Below are 17,172 nucleotides of genomic sequence, written 5' to 3'. Positions count from 1 at the left end.
GGTTTTCGCGCTTCCTGCCGTCTGTTTTTATATTATTCGAAAGGCTTAGTTCTCAGAAAACAGTATTCATATAATGAAATCTGATTATTCAGCAGGTGAGTCTGAAAAACTCCATAATGCTGAAAAAGCGGCAGATACTCGGTTTTTTGAATCACGCAGATAATTGAGACTGGTTCTCAATTAGTTAAATTATGAATAAATGATATCGGTCGTTTCTCTGAGTCGAAACGGAGCAGGGCGTTATGGGAAAACTATTGGAAGAGACACTGACGGACGATACCCCGGGGCGGAATCCGGCGCACGCAATCCTGCAGGACGGTGCCCGGGCCTTTGTGGCTTTCGGTGCGACCCGGAGCCTTTCAGAAGCGGCAAAGCGTGTGGGGAAAAGTCAGCCCTCGGTGTCCCGCGATGTCGCGGGGCTTGAAGCGGCGCTTGGCGTCACGCTGCTCGACCGCTCGACGCGGCCGATCCGGCTGACCCCGGAGGGGGATGCGCTGCTTCGTTTTCTCGATTCTGAGCAGACCGAACTCACACACCTTCTGCAGGGGCTTCGCGAAGCGAACGCAATCAGGCCCTCTTTAAGGATCGGAATCTGTGAAAGCGTCGCCTGGAGCTACGCGGATGTGATTGCGTCACGCCTTGCATCCCGCCTCTCCGATATCCGGATCGTTGTCGCTTCAAGCGGCGCGATGCTTCCGGAACTCGATGCCGGCGAGCTCGATATGCTTTTCTGCTCAAATCCGTTTGCGAACCGGAATGACCTGAACCGTATCCCGGTGTTTGAGGAACCGTCGATCCTCATTTTCCCAAAGCCGTTTGATCTCGCGCCGCTCGGGACCCCGATTACCTGGGAGTCGCTTCGCACCTGCGGTCTGCCCCACATCCGCTGCTCCAAAATGAATGCCGCGGGGCAGAGCGAAGTGAATTACTTCAACACCCACGCGCTGGAGTTTCCCGGACGGATCGTCGTGAACGAAAATTCCCTTCTTCTTAAGCTCACCGCGGAGGGGCACGGCTGGGCTCTTGCCCGGCCGACCACGCTCGCGCAGTATCCGGACCTTGCGCGCGAGGTGAACGCGGTTCCGATGCTGCCCCCCGTGCTGCTCAGACGGGCATCCATTATTACGAAGAAGGGAGCCCGGCCTTGGGTCGCGGATGCCGTGGCAGGTGTGATCCGGGATCACTACGAGGCGTCCGTCGCGCCGGCTATCGCCCGTCTGGTTCCCTGGGTCCGGGATTCACTTTACACAGTGAAAACCGGTGACTTTGGAAAACCGGTGCGGCACGCCGCTGTCCGGTTCGCGGCGGTCTGACGGGGCTGATGTATCCGATGCGCTAAGATCTCAGGCTACAGACGAACCAATTGCTCCGCGGCAGAGCCGCTTTGGAGTCCGCACTCATGCTTTCCTCCCTTTGGTCACTCGCGGCCGCCGCCAGTTTTTCTCTGATGGCCGCGATCGTGAAGCTTTCATCCGGTGAATTCGGGTCACTCGAACTGGTGTTCTACCGGTCGGTTTTCGGCATGGTGCTCATGATGTTTCTTGCGGCGTCCCAGCACGGGTCCATGCGGACGGAGCATTTCAGGGAGCACATGATCCGATCGGGGCTTGGGGTGCTGTCCGTGGCGCTCTGGTTCTTCACGCTCCGCGATATGACGTTAAGCACCAATATGACGCTGATCTATACGACCCCGCTTTTTATGGCTGCGAACTTCATCGTGCTCGCGAAGATGAAGCACGAACGGGCTCCCTGGGCGATGGTGGCGTCTATTCTCGTGGGGTTCATCGGTATTACGCTGATTCTGCGGCCGGAATTTCATGAAAAGGATTTCATTCCGGGGCTTGTCTGCCTTTTCATCTCAGCGATTGATCTTCTCGTCTACTGGCAGATGCAGAAGATGGGGAAGCTGGGTGAACCTTCCTGGAGAATCGTGTTCTACTTCTCGCTGCTAGGTGCAATCTTTTCCTTTATCGGACAGTGGGTGTTTTCTGACGGTTTCCATTACCCGAGCCCGCATGGAGCGCTCTGCATTCTGGGAATCGGTGTGTTCGCGACACTGGGTCAGATATTTATGACCCGGGCCTACGCCTACGGGAACCTGCTCCTTTCATCCTGTCTTGGTTTTTCAGCGATCCCGTTCTCCGCAATTTTCGGCTACTTTATCTTCGATGATCCGATCACTGTGATGTCACTGATCGCGATGTCGCTGGTGCTCGCGTCCGGTGTCGCGGCCTCCGTGACAACGAAAAAGATGGAGGCAACGCTCGTTCACGGGAAAAAAGGCTGAGCCCGGCATTTAGGAGAAAAAATAATGAAAGTCATTGATTTTGAAAACTTTCTGCTTCACCCCGATCTGGCGGTCGCGGAGGCCGCCATTTCGGGAGGCCCGATTCTCGTTTCAGGCTGCCGGGCGGGGACCGCGGTGATCCTGTCGCTGGACGCCTATAACGAACTGAAAGCCGCGGGGTTCACGGCCGGAAAGAAGGGTGAGGAGCCCCCCGAAAGTGCCCGGGATCCGGGCACTAAAACACCATAATTCCGATATCTTTCCGCTCATCCCGGCGGTAGTATTACAGAAATGGTGGATACCGGACGGAATCCGCCGCGTTCCAAGAGAAAAGGGATGGAGAGCATGGCGAAGGTAACTTTTGTCGCGACCGGCGACAGTTTCATCACGCGTCATATTTCAGAGGACGGATACGATGGCTTTGAGAAGCTTCGCAAACTGATCCGGGATCATGATGTGCGGTTCGCTAATCTTGAGATGACCTTTCATCGGTGTGAGGGATCCCCGGCCGCAGCGTCCGGCGGAACCTGGGCGATGACCGATCCCTCCATGCTCGACGATATGCGGCGGTTCGGTTTCAATCTCTATAACACCGCGAATAACCACTCGGGTGACTTCGGTGAGGGTGGGGTGACCGCCACAATCCGGCATCTTGAAGAGCGCGGGATGATTTTCGCAGGGACCGGTAGGACGCTTGAAGACGCGTCCCGCGCGGCGTATCTCGAAACCCGGCATGGAAGAGTGGCCCTGATCGGCGTGGCGTCAACACTCGACCCGGCAGCAATTGCGGGAAGCCAGGGTGTGGATATGCCCGGGCGCCCGGGACTTAATCCGCTTCGGTTCCGCACAATTCACCATGTGAACGCCCGGCACTTCGCGATGGCGGAGGAACTCGCCCGGGTGACCGAAGTGAATGCCCAGAAAGACTATCTGATCGCGACCGGATATTCGTCACCGTACCCGGAAGGCACGATGCCGCTCGGAGGAATGAATTTCGAGCTGAATGATCTTGAAACGGATCCGGAGCGGAATGAGACGGAGCCGCTTGCCATCGACCTGAAACGGACAGTGGCTGAGATCCGCGAGGCGAAGCGGCAGGCGGATATCGTGGTGGTTTCTGTTCATACCCACGAAATGAAGGGGCGCGACACGATGGTGCCGCCTGAATTCCTCGAAACCTTTGCTCATGCCTGCGTGGATGCCGGAGCCTCGGCTGTGATCGGTCATGGACCTCATCAGCTGCGGGGACTTGAAATTTATAAAGGCGCTCCCGTTTTCTACAGTATCGGAAACTTTATCTTTGAAACCGAGACAGTCGCGCGGCAGCCCGCTGACGCTTTCATCGGAAAAGGCATGCCGGCTGACACCAAGGTTGGTGCCTATATGGATGCCCGAAGCGCGAACGGAACGCGGGGTTACATTGTGGATCCCCATATCTGGGAAGCTGTGGTTCCGGAGTGGATCGTAGCGGATGGTAAGGTAAGGGACCTTGTGCTTCACCCCGTGACGCTCGGCCAGAAAGATTCGCGCTCACAGCGGGGACTCCCCCGTCTTGCCGAAGGGGACGAGGCGAAAGCGATCCTCAGCCACCTCAAAGATCTTTCTGAGCCCTACGGGACGAAAATCCAGGCTGAAAACGGAGTCGGCCGCGTTAAGCTCGGGATTAAAGAGTAAAAGAATAATCAAAGAAGCATTTTCAGTACGTACATCTAACCTCAGGATGAATCACTATGAAGATCCTATTGCCAGTCGATAACAGCCCGCTCAGCGAACATGCGGTGAGTTTTGTAGCGAGCCGCGCGTCGCTCCTCGGCGAGAATCCCGAAGTCACGCTTTTCAACGTTCAGACTCCCTTCTCCAACCGGAGCGCGCTGCTCGGGCAGGAAAAAATCGACGCGTATTACCATGCAGCTGAAGAGAAGGCTTTTGGCGAAGCCCGTAAGAAGCTATCCATGGCGGGGATTTCAGTCCGCGAACGGACCGCGGTCGGCAATCCCGCGGAAATGATCGCGGAAGAGGCCGATAAGATTCATCCGGATCTTATCGTTATGGGAAGCCGCGGCCGCGGCCGGATCGCTGAGATGCTGCTCGGCTCCGTGACGACCGGAGTGCTTGCCCGCACCCGTGTGCCGATTCTGATTCTCCGGGGTGACAAGGCTCCGGAAGGAAAAGAACTGAAGATCGGTCTCGCGGTTGATGGTTCCGCCTACAGTGAGGCAGCTGCCCGATACGTTGTGCGGCACCGCCATCTCTTCGGACCAGGGAACCCCTTCACGGTCTTCACGGTGGTGAATGACTATTCAGGTCACGACTACTCGATGCTTTACGCGATGACGGAAGGCCGTCTGACAGGGGACGAAGCGGAGAAGCTTGAGGCTGAGGAGTTTGATGAGGCCATGCGTTCGATCCGCCCGATCTTCCAGGAAGCGGATGTGCCGGTGAAGGAGGTCTGTCTTCACGGGAACCCCTCGGAACAGATTTCGGAATTCGCGAAATCGCAGCAGTTTGACCTCCTCATCATGGGGTCTCACGGATACAACAAGTTTGAATCCGCGGTGCTGGGATCCGTTGCGGCCCATGTCCTCGCCGCCACCACGATTCCGGTCATGGTGATCCGTACGGCAGCCCGCCTCGGCGATCGTCCCTGAACGGATTCCTGATTCTGACTAAGAAAAAGGGAGCGACCCTGAAAGCCGCTCCTTTATGCTGCCGGTCCGCCGAAGAAAGCCTTCGGCGTGAATCTTTCCGTTCAGTGCTGCATATGCATGTGATCGTGACCCTGCATGTCAGCCGGGGAGGACCCCATCGGCATGGCGGCAGCGGGGGAAGAGGCGGAGACTGAGGTCATTCCGTCAGACGCGGGCTGGGACGCGGCAGCGTCAGACCCCTGGGTATTCGGTTCCTGCTGCATCGGGGCGGCGTTCGAGGGGCCCATATCCATACGGCCGGAAGAAGGATCCATCTGCATCGGGGCGCCGGAATTCATTTCCATGGCGGCGTGGTCATGCATCGGATGCGCGTCGCCCGTGAGAGCGGGGTCGAGCATGCCGAACACCATCGCGAGATGGGCGATGATGAGGTAGCTGATGAGCCAGATGAAGTGATGCTTGATCTGCTTCACGCTCAGGTGACGGCCGGAGAGGGCAATCAAAACCGCCGGAATAAAGGCGAGGAAGAAGAACGCGATCGCGAGGATGTCAATCGGACCCTGCCACTCAATTCCCGGTACGACTGCGACGAGGAGATACACGACGAGGCAGGCGTAGTAAATTGCGAGGAAGAAACCGAGGTACTTCGTGAGCTTCTCGGCGAACGTCGACTGGGCAGCGTCACCGTGGGTGGCTTTCCCGTAGAGAACAAAGAATTCGCTGGCGACGAGGGTTTCCGCGCACGCGACCGGGATCACCATGAAGAGAATCAGATTCCACGGCTGATTGGCAGCGAGCAGCGCCATATAGGCGGTCATTGACATAATGTTGTCCTTCTGGCTTTTTCTCCGATTGGGCGGGGTTCACAGAAATCGGACAGCGCCTCGGAGATTGAAAAGTGAGTGATAGCCTGCGGGTATGGATGGCTGAAACTGATCGGTCAGGCTTCCCCCGCAGAAGGCGCTATTTTCTGCTCTTTTTTGTGTCTTTGAGAGAAATGCAGGGGGTGAGAATCACTTCGTTACATTTGTCTCAGGGCAGAAAAAAAGAGCCCGGAAATACCGGGCTCAAAAAATACGGAGAGAAAAGACAGAGACAAACTGCAGAAACTTACCAGGCTGGGAAAGTGGAATCCCCAAACCGTTTTTCGATGAACGCCTTCACGTTCGGCTGGTGATAGGCCTTGATGAAGGTCTTCACCCAGGGCTTATTTTTGTCAGCCGTACGGACGACGAGAACATTGGCGTAAGCGGACCCCTTGGCGCTCTCAACGAGAACACCCTGCTTCGCGATCGAGAGACCGGCTGGGCGGGCATAGGTGCCGTTCACGGCGGCGGCTGCCACATCAGGCAGAGCGCGCGGCAGCTGCGGAGCCTCGATTTCGACAAACTTCAGCTTCTTCGGGTTCGAGACGATATCGAGCGGCGTCGCCTGGAGACCGGAACCCGGGCGGAGCTTGATGTAGCCCGCGTTCTGAAGGATCAGAAGCGCGCGGCCTTCATTCGTGGCGTCATTCGGAATAGCGATCTTGGAGCCATTCGGAATGTCCTTGAAGCTCTTGTAGCCCTTGTTCGTGAAGAAGACGAGAGGCGAAATAATGGTCTTCGCGACGCTCTCAATCTTGTAGTGACGATCCTTGATCTGACGGTCAAGGTAGGGCTGATGCTGGAAGCTGTTGATATCGATGTCACCCGTGTCGAGCGCCACATTCGGAGCGATGTAATCGCTGAACTCGAACACCTTGATCTGGAGACCCAGCTTCTCGGCGTTCTTCTTCACGACTTCCATGATCTCAGCCTGTCCGCCCGGGTTGATGCCGACACGGATCACGGGGGTGGAGGAGGCGGCGAGGGCGCCGGAGGCAAAGAACGGAGTCGAAAGAGCGGCAGCGGCAAAGGCTGCGAAGAGGGAACGGCGATTCAGCATAGTATTTCTCCAGAACTTGATTTTGTCTTCAAGGGGTGGCGGCCCTCATAGCCGCGCCCCGTGAGAACAGTTGTACCTGAGAGAAAAAAAAGATGTTCCGGGAATCCTGTGCTCCGTGAGGTATTACCAAAGATCCTCTGGAAAACTCCTGTGGAGGATCAAAAACAGTAATACCGGCGGTGCCAAAGCCGCGTCGTGACAGCGTTCCGGAAAAGCAAAGATATAATTAATGGAACACAATCAAGGAAAGCGTCCTCGCGCTTTTCAAAGAAACGGGGTTTTTATGAAGATTCTTCTTCCGGTCGACGGCAGCGTTTACAGCCGTTCAGCGATTGATTTTGTGGCTACCCGGGCGTCTCTCCTCGGGAAGCATCCCGATATTGAGCTCCTTAACGTTCAGACTCCTCCCACGTTCCTGCAGAAACTGTTCTCGCGGGAAACGCTCGATGAGCACACCGCGAAGGAGGCCGAAAACACGTTTATTCCTATCCGGAAGATCTTCAAGTCCGAGGGCATGACCGCCCGTGAAAAAGTGAAGGTCGGTGTCCCCGCCGATACGATTGCCGAAGAGGCCGCTGAGTTCCAGCCTGACCTCATCATTATGGGATCCCGGGGGCTCAGCGCCTACCAGGGGCTTTTCATGGGATCCGTTACCACGGGTGTTCTCGCGCAGACTACGACCCCGATGCTGATTCTCCGAGGGAAGGAGACTCCGGCGAAGGAAGACCTCACGGTCGGTATCGCGATTGACGGTTCAACCTACGGGGTCGCAGCGGCCCGATATGTAGCTGAAAATCCGGATCTTTTCGGACCGGGAGCGGAATTCCAGGTAATCAATGTGGTGTCCGATATGCGGGACGCGAAGTATTCGGTGATCGCCGCGGTCGATGGGAAGCAGCTGTCAGACGATGACTTCGAGAGGCTTGAAAAGGAAGACTTTGAAGCCGCGATGAACCAGGTAAGACCGATCTTCAAGGAGAATGGCCTGAAAGTAAAAGAGGTGATGCTGACGGGTGACCCGCGGGACGAAATTTCTGATTACGTCGAAGATAAACACCTCGATCTTCTCGTGATGGGGTCCCACGGCTATACAAACTTCAAGAGCGCCGTGATGGGGTCGGTTGCGACGCATGTGGCGGCCGAAGGCAATGTGCCGCTTCTGATTATCCGTGAGGGCAGCGACGCACCGCAGGGTGTCTGATAAGAATCGGCTGTTTCAGGAGAAAATTCCCGGGGAACCGGGAATTTTTTTGATTTTGGTCCCTAATAAATACCAAGGTAGAGTAATTTAGCCGCTTAAAAAAATAGGAATAGAGAAAAATACAAAAGAAAAGTCTCTAAGGAGGACAGGCTTTTCTATAGCGGCGAATTATCACTTCAAGTGCAAAGCCTGAGAAAAGAATAGTGGCCCATAAAGCTTCCATAATAGAGATTGTCAAGATAACTATAGAGGGAGCTCATGAGCCACTATCATCATCTTACTCTTCGGGACAGAGTATTTATTTCGGCTTTAACGATTTCAGGCAAATCCCTGTCTGAAATTGCATGTGCGATTGGGAAAAATGTTTCTACGATCTCCCGCGAACTGAAGCGAAACAAGGCTGTATCGGCCCAGGATGGGGCTTCAGCTGCCTATGATCCCTGTGCCGCGCAGGCCCGATATCAGAGACAGAGAAAGCATTGCGGAAAGAGAAACATTCTGAAGTCTGACTCGTTGCTGACAAGGATTGTCTCAAATCTGCTGGTTAAGAAATTCTGGTCTCCGGAGCAGATTCAATACCGTCTCAGAAAGGAGCTGCCGAATCTAAGGATCAGCGCCACGACAATCTACCGAGGAATCAATTCTGGCTTTCTGGATCGCTTTGTGGATGGCCGAAAGATGTCCCGACACCTGCGACACCACGGTAAAACGCGTCACCGTAAAGGCATGACCGAGAGGCGAGGAAAGATCCAGATCACTCACAGCATTGAAGAGCGACCCCTGGAAGCTCAGAACAGATCTTGCCTGGGGGATTGGGAAGGCGATACCGTCATCGGAAAAAAGGGCGGAGCCTGCCTCACGACTCTGGTCGATAGGAAGTCCGGCTTTCTCTGTGGCGGGAAAACCGCTTCCAAGACTGCGGCCGATGTGTCTGCCGTAATTGAGAAATCTCTGTCAGATAAGGATCTGCGTACGATTACCGTAGATCGCGGAAAAGAATTTTCCTGGGCTGAAAAACTGGAGAAAGATCTCAGAACCAAAGTGTATTTCTGCTTGCCTCATCATCCATGGGAGAAAGGAAGTAATGAAAATACAAACGGACTTCTTAGAGACTTTTTCCCAAAAGGAATGAGTATCGATAAAATTTCTCAGACAGAAGTTCAGAAACGGTTCAATGCTCTGAATTTCAGACCCAGAAAACGTCTCAATTGGAAGTGTCCGGCTGAAGTCTTTTATTCAGTAACTTTGCACTTGATTTGATAATTCACCGCTCAAAAATAAACCGCCAGGGGGTTAGCCTGGCGGTGCGCGTATTAAAAACCGGTATTACGGATTAACGGTCTTATGCGAAGGATCCAGTCCCTTCCAGCCGCCTCCCAGCGCTTTGATGAGTTCGACACTGTTCACGAGTTCCTGCGACTGGAGTGATAGCAGCGACTGTTCGCTGGAAAGCCTTGTGGCTTCGGATGAAGAAACATTGGTGTAATCAATCATCCCGGCCTTATAGCGATTCATCAGAATGGAAGCGGTCTCAGTCGCCGCGGAGAGGGATTTCCGCGTGTTCGCCACCTGAGAGGCAAGGCTCGCCTGTGAGGAGAGCGCGTCTTCTGTCGTCTGGAACGCCTCGAGCACGGTTTGACGGTAAGCGGTGACAGATTGCTCATAAGCCGCGCGGGCCTGAGCCACCTTGGCCCGGGTGGAACCTGCGTCGAAGATTGTCTGCGCGGCTGACGCGCCAAGTGACCAGAGAAGGTGATCCGCGCTGATCAGCTGGGAAAAATGTCCGCCGCTCCAGCCGCCGGAACCGGAAAGGGTGATGTCCGGGTAATAGCCGGCAATCGCGATGCCGATCTTTTCATTGGCAGCGGCGACCGCACGCTCGGCGGATGCGATATCCGGACGCCGTTCAAGAAGCGTACTCGGAATGGCTGCAGGAATTGCCGGAACAGAAGGCAGTGCTGTGTCCTGAGGCAGGAGCGTAAATTCAGCCGGAGCCTTGCCAATCAGAACCGCGATCGCGTGTTCATACTGAGCCCGGGAGGACTTCAGGGCGTCACGCGATGCTTCCGCCGAGTAGAGTGACTGCTCAGCGGACGTCAGGTCGGATTTCGCGATCTGGCCGCTTTCGTACTGATTCCTCAGAGTTTCGACATTCTTCTGATAAACCTTGATCGTTTCGCCGTAAACCGCGATGCGGCGGTCCAGAACGCGAAGCGTAAAATAGTCTTCGGCGAGGCTCGCCTGAGCGGAAAGACGGGCATTTGCGAGATCCGCTGCGGAAGCTTCGGCGCTTGCTTCATCGGCGGTCCGGGCCCTGCGGAGTTTTCCCCAGAGATCCGGTTCCCAGGAGAAATTTCCCTGGAAACTGATGGTGTTCTTGGTGACACCGGCAGTCCGTCCGCGGGATCCGGATGCGCCGGCCGTAATGGACGGGTAAAGGGCGGCGTCAGACTGCGCGACCAGGGCGACAGCCTGCAGGTACTTCTGGGCGTACTGCGCGACGTTCTGGTTATTGATTTCGACCTGGGATTCCAGGCTGTTCAGCACCGGATCGCCATACATCGTCCACCAGTCTCCCTTAAGGGCGGCGTCATTCGGCGTGGCCGATTTCCAGCCGGCAGGAGCCTCTTTGAACTGCGCGGGCATCTGGCTCACGGCGGACGGCCGGGTGTAGTTCGGGCCGACTGCGCATCCGGAAAGGATGAGGAGGGCGGCTGCAGCGGCCGCCGCGAGTTTCAGCGGTGTCCGTACAGCGGTCTGGGTACTTTCAAAAGTCTTCTTCATGTTTCTTTCCTCTTACTTTCCGGCGGTAACGGCAGCAGCCGTACCGTTCCCTTTGAAGAACCGTCTCCAGAGTCGTTTGGCCCAGGAACCAAACCGGTCAAGATAAACATAAACCACAGGAGTGGTGTAGAGCGTCAGAATCTGACTCACCACAAGGCCGCCGCAGATCGCGATGCCGAGCGGCCGATGGAATGACGCGTTGCTGCCGGTCTGAAGGAGAAGCGGCACCGCGCCGAAAAACGCCGCGCAGGAGGTCATCAGAATCGGGCGGAAACGCTTACGGCAGGCCTCAATAATGGCTTCCTCCGGGGTCCGTCCTTCTCTCTCCGCGGCAATCGCGAAGTCCACCATCAGAATAGCGTTCTTCTTCACAATGCCGATAAGGAGAAGAATGCCGATGAACGCGATCACAGTGAACTGCGTACCAGTGATTTCCATCAGGAGCAGGGCACCGATGCCGGCGGAGGGCAGTGTCGAGAGAATCGTGATCGGGTGGATCCAGCTCTCATACAGAATGCCCAGCAGAATGTAGATCACGAGGATCGCGGTCAGGATGAGAAGCGGAATCTGCCCCATGGTTTTCTGGAACGTGGCGGCAGTCCCAGCGAAACTTCCGTGAACCGAGTCCGGGAGACCGAGGGACGCCATTGTGCGATCAATCGCGGCCTTGGCGGTGTCGAGTGACACACCGTCAGCCAGATTGAAGGCAATGGTCGTTGTCGCGGTCTGATCCTCATGGTCAACCGAAAGCGGTGTGGTCGAATATTCAATGCGAGCGAAATTCGAGACCGGAATCTGCTTTCCGGCAGAAGTCACCACGAAGAGCCGGGTGAGGACGCTCGGATCCTGAGTCCACGAGCTGTCGAGCCCAATCACGCTGTAGTACTGATTCAGCATCTTGTACTGCGTCGCGATCTGGCGCTGCGCGAAGGCGTCATTCAGGAAAGTGTCGATTTCCCGGGCATTGAGACCGTAGCGGGTAGCGGCTTCGCGATCCACGATCACCTTTACTTCAGAGCCGCCGGTTTCCGCGTCGCTGTCCACGCTTGTGAGTTCAGGAAGCTTCGAGAGCGCTTTATAAATCGGCGTGCTCCACTGACGCAGTGTCGCGAGATCGTCACTCTGAATACTGTACTGATACGTCGCGTTCGCGCTCCGGCCGCCGGTCCGGAAATCCTGAACCGGCATCAAAAAGAGCGACGTGCCTGGCATCCGCTTGGAAAGCGCGAAAAGCCGGTTCGCGACCTGGGAGGCGGTCTCAGTACGCTGATCGAGCGGCTTCAGCCGGATAAAGAACTGTCCGGTGTTCCGCGACCCGAATCCGCCGCCGCCCGTGGAGGCGAGGACATACTCAATGGCGGGATCCTTTTCCAGCATTTTGCTCAGACGCAGAATCTTCGGATCCATCTGCGTAAAGCTTGTCTGCTGATCAGCCCGAACCATACCGAAGAGAATGCCGGTATCCTGATCCGGGAATAGCCCCTTGTCGATCGTAATGTAGAGGAAAACGTTTCCGACGATAGTGAGGAGAAGAATCACCATCGTGAGGAGTTTGTGCTTCATCACGGTGCCGAGACTCGCGACGTAGGCCGTGTGAAGTTTCCGGAGACCGGAAGAGATCCAGTCAAGCACCACGGTTTGTGGCCAGCGCCGGCCGTTCGGCATCCGATGAGGTTTCGGAGCGTCTTTCCTGAAAAGACGGCTGCAGAGCATCGGAGTCAGTGTGAGAGACACAAACATTGAAATCGCGAGCGCGACAGAAAGTGTCACCGCGAATTCCCGGAAGAGCTTTCCGACAACGCCTCCCATGAGAAGCAGCGGGATGAAAACCGCGATCAGGGACGAAGTCATTGAAAGAATCGTGAACCCGATTTCGTGGCTGCCTTTCAGCGCGGCCTGCATCGGTGTCATCCCTTCCTCGATATGGCGGCTGATGTTTTCCACCACCACAATCGCGTCATCCACCACAAAGCCTGTACAGATGATGAGCGCCATCATGGAGAGAGCGTCCAGACTGTAGCCGAGGAAATACATCGCGCTGAATGTTCCGACCAGTGAGATCGGAAGGGCGACTGCGGGAATCAGCGTAGCGCGTCCCCGCCTCAGGAACACGTAAACCACCACAATCACGAGGAGGATAGAGAAGAGCAGGGTCTTCTCGGTTTCCTGGAGCGCGTCGCGTACCGTGCTCGAGCGGTCAATCGCGAGTGTGAGTTTCGTTCCCGCCGGCAGCATGGAATTCAGTTCCGGCATCAGAGCCTTCACCGAATCGATGGTTTCCAGCATGTTCGCGCCCGCCTGACGGGTGATGGAGATGGAAACCGAAGGCTTCGAATTGAAGTAACCGGAAGAGTACTTGTCCTGAATCGAGTCGTAGACGTTAGCGACGTCCTTCAGTCTCACCGGAACCCCGTTCTTATAGGTCACGATGAGGTCCCGATACTGGCTCGCCTGCGTGAGCTGACCGTTCGCCTCAATCCACCAGGTGCTGGCCTTTCCGGAAAGCAGGCCGCGAGGGGAGTTGGATGTCGCGCTGTCAACCGCCTTCCGGACGGTATCAAGCGGGATTCCATAGCTTTCAAGAAGCCGTGGCTTCAGGTCGATACGGACTGCCGGCAAAGCGCCGCCTCGGATTGAAACCTGACCGACACCCTGCACCTGGGCGATTCGCTGCTGGAGCTTAGAGCTTGCGAGGTCGTAAAGCTGACCGCGGTTCAGCCGGTCAGACGTCATCGCAAGCATCATAATCGGCGCTGAAGACGGATTCGCTTTGTGATAAGTCGGAAGCGTCTTCATTGCGGAGGGAAGGAGGCTGCGCGCCGCATTGATGGCAGCCTGAACGTCACGCGCCGCGCCATCGACGTCACGCGACATATCGAACTGGATAATGACGTGAGTCGATCCCTGGGATGAGACGGACGTCAGTTCCGTAATGCCGGCGATCTGCCCCATCGCGCGCTCAAGCGGTGTCGCGACGGTTGCGGCCATTGTTTCAGGAGACGCGCCGGCAAGCGATGCCTGCACAAAAATCACAGGCATATCGACCGTGGGGATCGGAGCGACCGGCAGGAACCGGAAGGAAACCGCTCCGACCACGGTGAGGGCGATCGAGAGGAGAAGCGTCGCGATCGGCCTCAGGATGAAGAGCCTCGATATGTTCACGGTTTTTCCTCCTCGAGGGCAGGTTCGGGCTCAAGCGCCTTCCCCTTCCTGAAGTGCGACGCAAGCCGCTCAAACCAGAGGTAAATCACCGGGGTCGTGAAAAGCGTGAGGAGCTGACTGAAGATCAGACCGCCCACAATCACAAGGCCCATCGGACGCCGCAGCTCAGCGCCGCTTCCGGTCGCCAGCATCAGAGGAACGTTGCCTAGGAGCGCAGCGAAGGTCGTCATCATGATCGGACGGAAACGCAGCAGACAGGCGCTGTAAATAGCGTCAAACGGCGTCTTTCCCGCACGTTCTCCGGCAAGAGCGAAGTCAATCATCATGATGGCGTTCTTCTTCACAATGCCGATCAGAAGAATGATGCCGATCAGCGCGATCAGTGTGAATTCCGTTCCGGTGAGCTTCAGCGCAAGGAGCGCGCCGATAGCGGCGGACGGCAGAGTCGAAATTACGGTGACCGGGTGAATCCAGCTTTCATAGAGAATGCCGAGCACGAGGTACACCACCATGACGGCCGCGAAAATGAGCCAGAGCGTATTGGCGTTCGCGTTTTCGTAAGCTGAGAGCGACCCCTGCGGCTTCAGGTTCATCGTGATCGGAAGTTTGATCTGAGTCTTCACGTCTTCGATCGCTTTCTTTGCGTCATCAAGCGAATAGCCGTCCCGGATATTGAAGGAAACCGTGGCAGCCGGAGTCTGTGAGAGACGGGCGTAGCCAGAGGGTCCCAGCTGCTCGGTCACCCGGATGATGCTTGTGAGCGGCACCATGGTGCTCGACGCAGGCGCGGCAGAATCGGAAGACGCCGAACTGGTTGTCGTCGCCGTACCGCTTTTCAGATAGATATGCGAGAAGGCATTGAGATCATCCCGGAACTGCTTACCCACCTCAAGCACGACGCGGTACTGGTTTGACTGCGTGTAAATCGTGGAGATAAGCCGCTGGCCGAAGGCGTTATAAAGCGCCGTATCGACATCATCCGCGGTGAGTCCATAGCGGGCCGCGGCCTCGCGGTCGATATCGACATAGGCGATGCGGGCGTTCCCCATGAGGTTCGTCACAACATCCTTCAGTTCAGGACGCTTCGAAAGCGCCTGCGTGAAGATCGGGACCCATTTTTCGAGTTCCGACTGGTCCGTCGTGTTGAGCGTCAGCTGGTACTCGGATGGCGTGACCTGATCATCCACCTTCAGATCCTGGTTCTTGATCGCGTAGAGGTGAATGCCTGGGACCTTCGCCGCGTCGGCTTCCAGCCGTGAAATGATGGCGTCCGCACTGTCTCGCTCTCCGAAAGGTTTCAGCGTGATCTGGAGACGGCCCGTGTTGAGGGAATTGTTGTTTACCGCGTCAACGCCGACGATCGAGCTCACGGACTGAACGCCAGGATCTTTCTGAATCAGGGCCGCAAGCTCTCCCTGGCGCTTCGCCATTTCAGAGAATGAAATATCAGCAGGTGCCCGGGTGATGCCCTGAATGAAACCGGTGTCCTGCGCAGGGAAGAATCCCGACGGAACCCAGATCCAGAGAAGAGCGGTGACAAAAAGCGTGCCGATTGCCACGAAGAGGGTCGCGACCTGATGATTCAGTACGACCTTAAGGCAGCGCTCATAGAGATTGAGAAGCCAGTTAAAGGCCTTGCCGAAATCCTGAGTGATGCGGCTGTGTTTCTCTTCCGGAATATGCTTCAGCAGATAAGCGGAAAGCATCGGCGTGAGAGTGAGCGACACGACCATCGAGACCAGGATCGACACCGCGAGGGTGATCGAGAATTCGCGGAACAGACGCCCGACTACGTCCCCCATGAAGAGAAGCGGAATCAGCACGGCAATAAGGGAGAAGGTGAGCGACACAATCGTGAAGCCGATTTCCTTTGATCCCAGAAGAGCCGCGTCGAGCGGTTTCATGCCGTCATCAATATGGCGCTGGATGTTTTCCACCACTACGATCGCGTCGTCAATCACAAAGCCTGTCGCGATGGTAAGCGCCATCAGCGTGAGGTTATTGAGTGAGAAACCGGCGAGATACATCACGGCGAAAGTGCCGACAATAGAGAGCGGCACCGCGAGACTCGGAATGAGCGTCGCGGTCGGCGTCCGAAGGAAGAGGAACGAGACCGCGATCACGAGACCTATAGCGATCAGGAGTTCCGTCTGGACATCATCGATCGACGCACGGATCGACTGCGTACGGTCTGCGAGAATCGTGAGTTTCACGGATCCGGGGAGCGATTCCTGAATGGCCGGGAGCGCCGCCTTGATGTCATCCGCGATATTCACAACATTCGTGCCAGGCTGACGCTGAATATTGATGATGATGGCGGGTTTGCCGTTCGCGAACGCTTCCTGATATTCATCCTGCGGCGCGAGTTCAACGTCTGCCACATCCTTCAGACGCAGCGCGTTTCCGTTCGAATATTTGATAACGAGGTTCTGATAGTCCTCAATCGACTTCAGCTGGTCATTCGCGTCAATCGTGACACTCCGCTCGGGCCCGTCGAAACCACCCTTGCTGCCATTGACGTTCGCGTTATTGATCGCGGTGTTGATATCGGAAAGCGCGAGACCGGCAGAGGCGAGTTTCACCGGATTCGCGCGGATACGGACAGCCTGTTGCTGGCCGCCCGCAAGGCTCACAAGGCCTACCCCTGAAATCTGGGAGAGTTTCAGTGCGGCGCGGGTGTTGATCAGATCCTGGACCTTGGTGAGGGGGAGGGTGTCAGAAGTCGCCGCAATGGTAAGAATCGGGGTATCTGCCGGATTCACCTTCTTATAGGTCGGCTTATTCGGAAGATCACTTGGGAGCAGGGCGTCAGCCGCGTTGATGGCGGCCTGAACTTCCTGTTCCGCCACATCGAGACTGAGATCGAGATTGAATTTCAGCGTGATCACCGAATTGCCGCCGGAGGTCACGGAGTACATCTGATTCAGCCCCGACATCTGGCCGAGCTGGCGCTCAAGCGGCGCGGTGACACCGGAGGTCATCACCTGAGGACCGGCACCCGGGAACTGTGTCGTCACCTGGATCACCGGATAATCCACTTCGGGCAGGGCCGAAATGGAGAGGTATCGGTACCCAAGCGCGCCCGCGACGACAAGCGCGATCATCAGAAGGAGCGTCGCGATCGGGCGATAAATAAAGAGTCGCGAAAGGTTCATTTGGTGGCC

At 56.2% G+C, this 17,172-nt stretch carries 12 protein-coding genes; 7 read left to right on the top strand and 5 right to left on the bottom strand.

Features of this window, described 5'->3' with window-relative positions; genetic code table 11:
- Positions 1-242 precede the first annotated feature (242 nt).
- The 5 genes from M4NBBH2_RS07610 (at position 243) to M4NBBH2_RS07590 (ending at position 4,935) form a co-directional block, all read left to right on the top strand.
- Entirely contained in the window at positions 243-1,313 is a 1,071-nt protein-coding gene (locus M4NBBH2_RS07610) for a LysR family transcriptional regulator (protein ID WP_116270372.1), read from the top strand.
- Between the two features lie 86 nt (positions 1,314-1,399).
- Positions 1,400-2,287 (top strand): DMT family transporter, encoded by an 888-nt coding sequence (locus M4NBBH2_RS07605; protein WP_116270371.1) that lies wholly within the window; start codon positions 1,400-1,402, stop codon positions 2,285-2,287.
- 24 nt (positions 2,288-2,311) lie between these two features.
- Positions 2,312-2,536 carry a hypothetical protein gene (locus tag M4NBBH2_RS07600; RefSeq protein WP_116270370.1) on the top strand — a complete coding sequence of 75 codons (225 nt, stop codon included), beginning with the start codon at positions 2,312-2,314 and terminating at the stop codon, positions 2,534-2,536.
- A gap of 96 nt (positions 2,537-2,632) precedes the next feature.
- Positions 2,633-3,961 carry a CapA family protein gene (locus tag M4NBBH2_RS07595; protein WP_116270621.1) on the top strand — a complete coding sequence of 443 codons (1,329 nt, stop codon included), beginning with the start codon at positions 2,633-2,635 and terminating at the stop codon, positions 3,959-3,961.
- Positions 3,962-4,017: 56 nt separating this feature from the next.
- Positions 4,018-4,935, top strand: a complete 918-nt coding sequence (locus M4NBBH2_RS07590; RefSeq protein WP_116270369.1) for a universal stress protein — start codon at positions 4,018-4,020, stop codon at positions 4,933-4,935.
- A gap of 101 nt (positions 4,936-5,036) precedes the next feature.
- On the opposite strand, the gene M4NBBH2_RS11885 is transcribed toward M4NBBH2_RS07590, so the two are convergent.
- The gene (locus tag M4NBBH2_RS11885; protein WP_174703617.1) at positions 5,037-5,759 is read right to left on the bottom strand and encodes a DUF6803 family protein; all 723 of its coding nucleotides are present in this window, start codon (positions 5,757-5,759) and stop codon (positions 5,037-5,039) included.
- Positions 5,760-6,045: 286 nt separating this feature from the next.
- Positions 6,046-6,858, bottom strand: coding sequence for a MetQ/NlpA family ABC transporter substrate-binding protein (locus M4NBBH2_RS07580; protein WP_370685644.1), 813 nt, complete (start codon positions 6,856-6,858; stop codon positions 6,046-6,048).
- Positions 6,859-7,144: 286 nt separating this feature from the next.
- Between M4NBBH2_RS07580 and M4NBBH2_RS07575 the strand changes: the two genes are divergently transcribed.
- Together M4NBBH2_RS07575 and M4NBBH2_RS07570 are read left to right on the top strand one after the other, a co-directional pair.
- Positions 7,145-8,062, top strand: coding sequence for a universal stress protein (locus tag M4NBBH2_RS07575; protein WP_116270367.1), 918 nt, complete (start codon positions 7,145-7,147; stop codon positions 8,060-8,062).
- Between the two features lie 258 nt (positions 8,063-8,320).
- Positions 8,321-9,322 (top strand): IS30 family transposase, encoded by a 1,002-nt coding sequence (locus M4NBBH2_RS07570; RefSeq protein ID WP_116269326.1) that lies wholly within the window; start codon positions 8,321-8,323, stop codon positions 9,320-9,322.
- 66 nt (positions 9,323-9,388) lie between these two features.
- Here M4NBBH2_RS07570 and M4NBBH2_RS07565 read toward each other — a convergent pair whose 3' ends face one another.
- From M4NBBH2_RS07565 to M4NBBH2_RS07555, 3 genes are read right to left on the bottom strand one after another with little or no spacing between them, the layout of a single operon-like run.
- Complete coding sequence (locus M4NBBH2_RS07565) at positions 9,389-10,846, bottom strand: efflux transporter outer membrane subunit (RefSeq protein ID WP_116270366.1); 1,458 nt, start codon at positions 10,844-10,846, stop codon at positions 9,389-9,391.
- Positions 10,847-10,858: 12 nt separating this feature from the next.
- Positions 10,859-14,008 (bottom strand): efflux RND transporter permease subunit, encoded by a 3,150-nt coding sequence (locus M4NBBH2_RS07560; RefSeq protein ID WP_116270365.1) that lies wholly within the window; start codon positions 14,006-14,008, stop codon positions 10,859-10,861.
- Positions 14,005-17,163, bottom strand: a complete 3,159-nt coding sequence (locus tag M4NBBH2_RS07555; protein WP_116270364.1) for an efflux RND transporter permease subunit — start codon at positions 17,161-17,163, stop codon at positions 14,005-14,007. The genes M4NBBH2_RS07560 and M4NBBH2_RS07555 overlap by 4 nt, the downstream gene beginning before the upstream one ends.
- Positions 17,164-17,172: the final 9 nt, after the last annotated feature.

It is taken from the genome of Mesosutterella multiformis (assembly GCF_003402575.1).
Lineage (GTDB): Bacteria > Pseudomonadota > Gammaproteobacteria > Burkholderiales > Burkholderiaceae_F > Mesosutterella > Mesosutterella multiformis.
The sequence above is the reverse complement of the archived record's forward strand: the minus strand, read 5'-3'. Positions and strand labels throughout refer to the sequence as shown.

What these genes read in the sequence shown, in the direction of transcription:
- M4NBBH2_RS07610 (WP_116270372.1), top strand. Translation starts at nt 243, where the DNA reads ATGGGAAAACTATTGGAAGAGACACTGACGGACGATACCCCGGGGCGG.
- M4NBBH2_RS07605 (WP_116270371.1), top strand. Translation starts at nt 1,400, where the DNA reads ATGCTTTCCTCCCTTTGGTCACTCGCGGCCGCCGCCAGTTTTTCTCTG.
- M4NBBH2_RS07600 (WP_116270370.1), top strand. Translation starts at nt 2,312, where the DNA reads ATGAAAGTCATTGATTTTGAAAACTTTCTGCTTCACCCCGATCTGGCG.
- M4NBBH2_RS07595 (WP_116270621.1), top strand. Translation starts at nt 2,633, where the DNA reads ATGGCGAAGGTAACTTTTGTCGCGACCGGCGACAGTTTCATCACGCGT.
- M4NBBH2_RS07590 (WP_116270369.1), top strand. Translation starts at nt 4,018, where the DNA reads ATGAAGATCCTATTGCCAGTCGATAACAGCCCGCTCAGCGAACATGCG.
- M4NBBH2_RS11885 (WP_174703617.1), bottom strand. Translation starts at nt 5,759, where the DNA reads ATGTCAATGACCGCCTATATGGCGCTGCTCGCTGCCAATCAGCCGTGG.
- M4NBBH2_RS07575 (WP_116270367.1), top strand. Translation starts at nt 7,145, where the DNA reads ATGAAGATTCTTCTTCCGGTCGACGGCAGCGTTTACAGCCGTTCAGCG.
- M4NBBH2_RS07570 (WP_116269326.1), top strand. Translation starts at nt 8,321, where the DNA reads ATGAGCCACTATCATCATCTTACTCTTCGGGACAGAGTATTTATTTCG.
- M4NBBH2_RS07565 (WP_116270366.1), bottom strand. Translation starts at nt 10,846, where the DNA reads ATGAAGAAGACTTTTGAAAGTACCCAGACCGCTGTACGGACACCGCTG.
- M4NBBH2_RS07555 (WP_116270364.1), bottom strand. Translation starts at nt 17,163, where the DNA reads ATGAACCTTTCGCGACTCTTTATTTATCGCCCGATCGCGACGCTCCTT.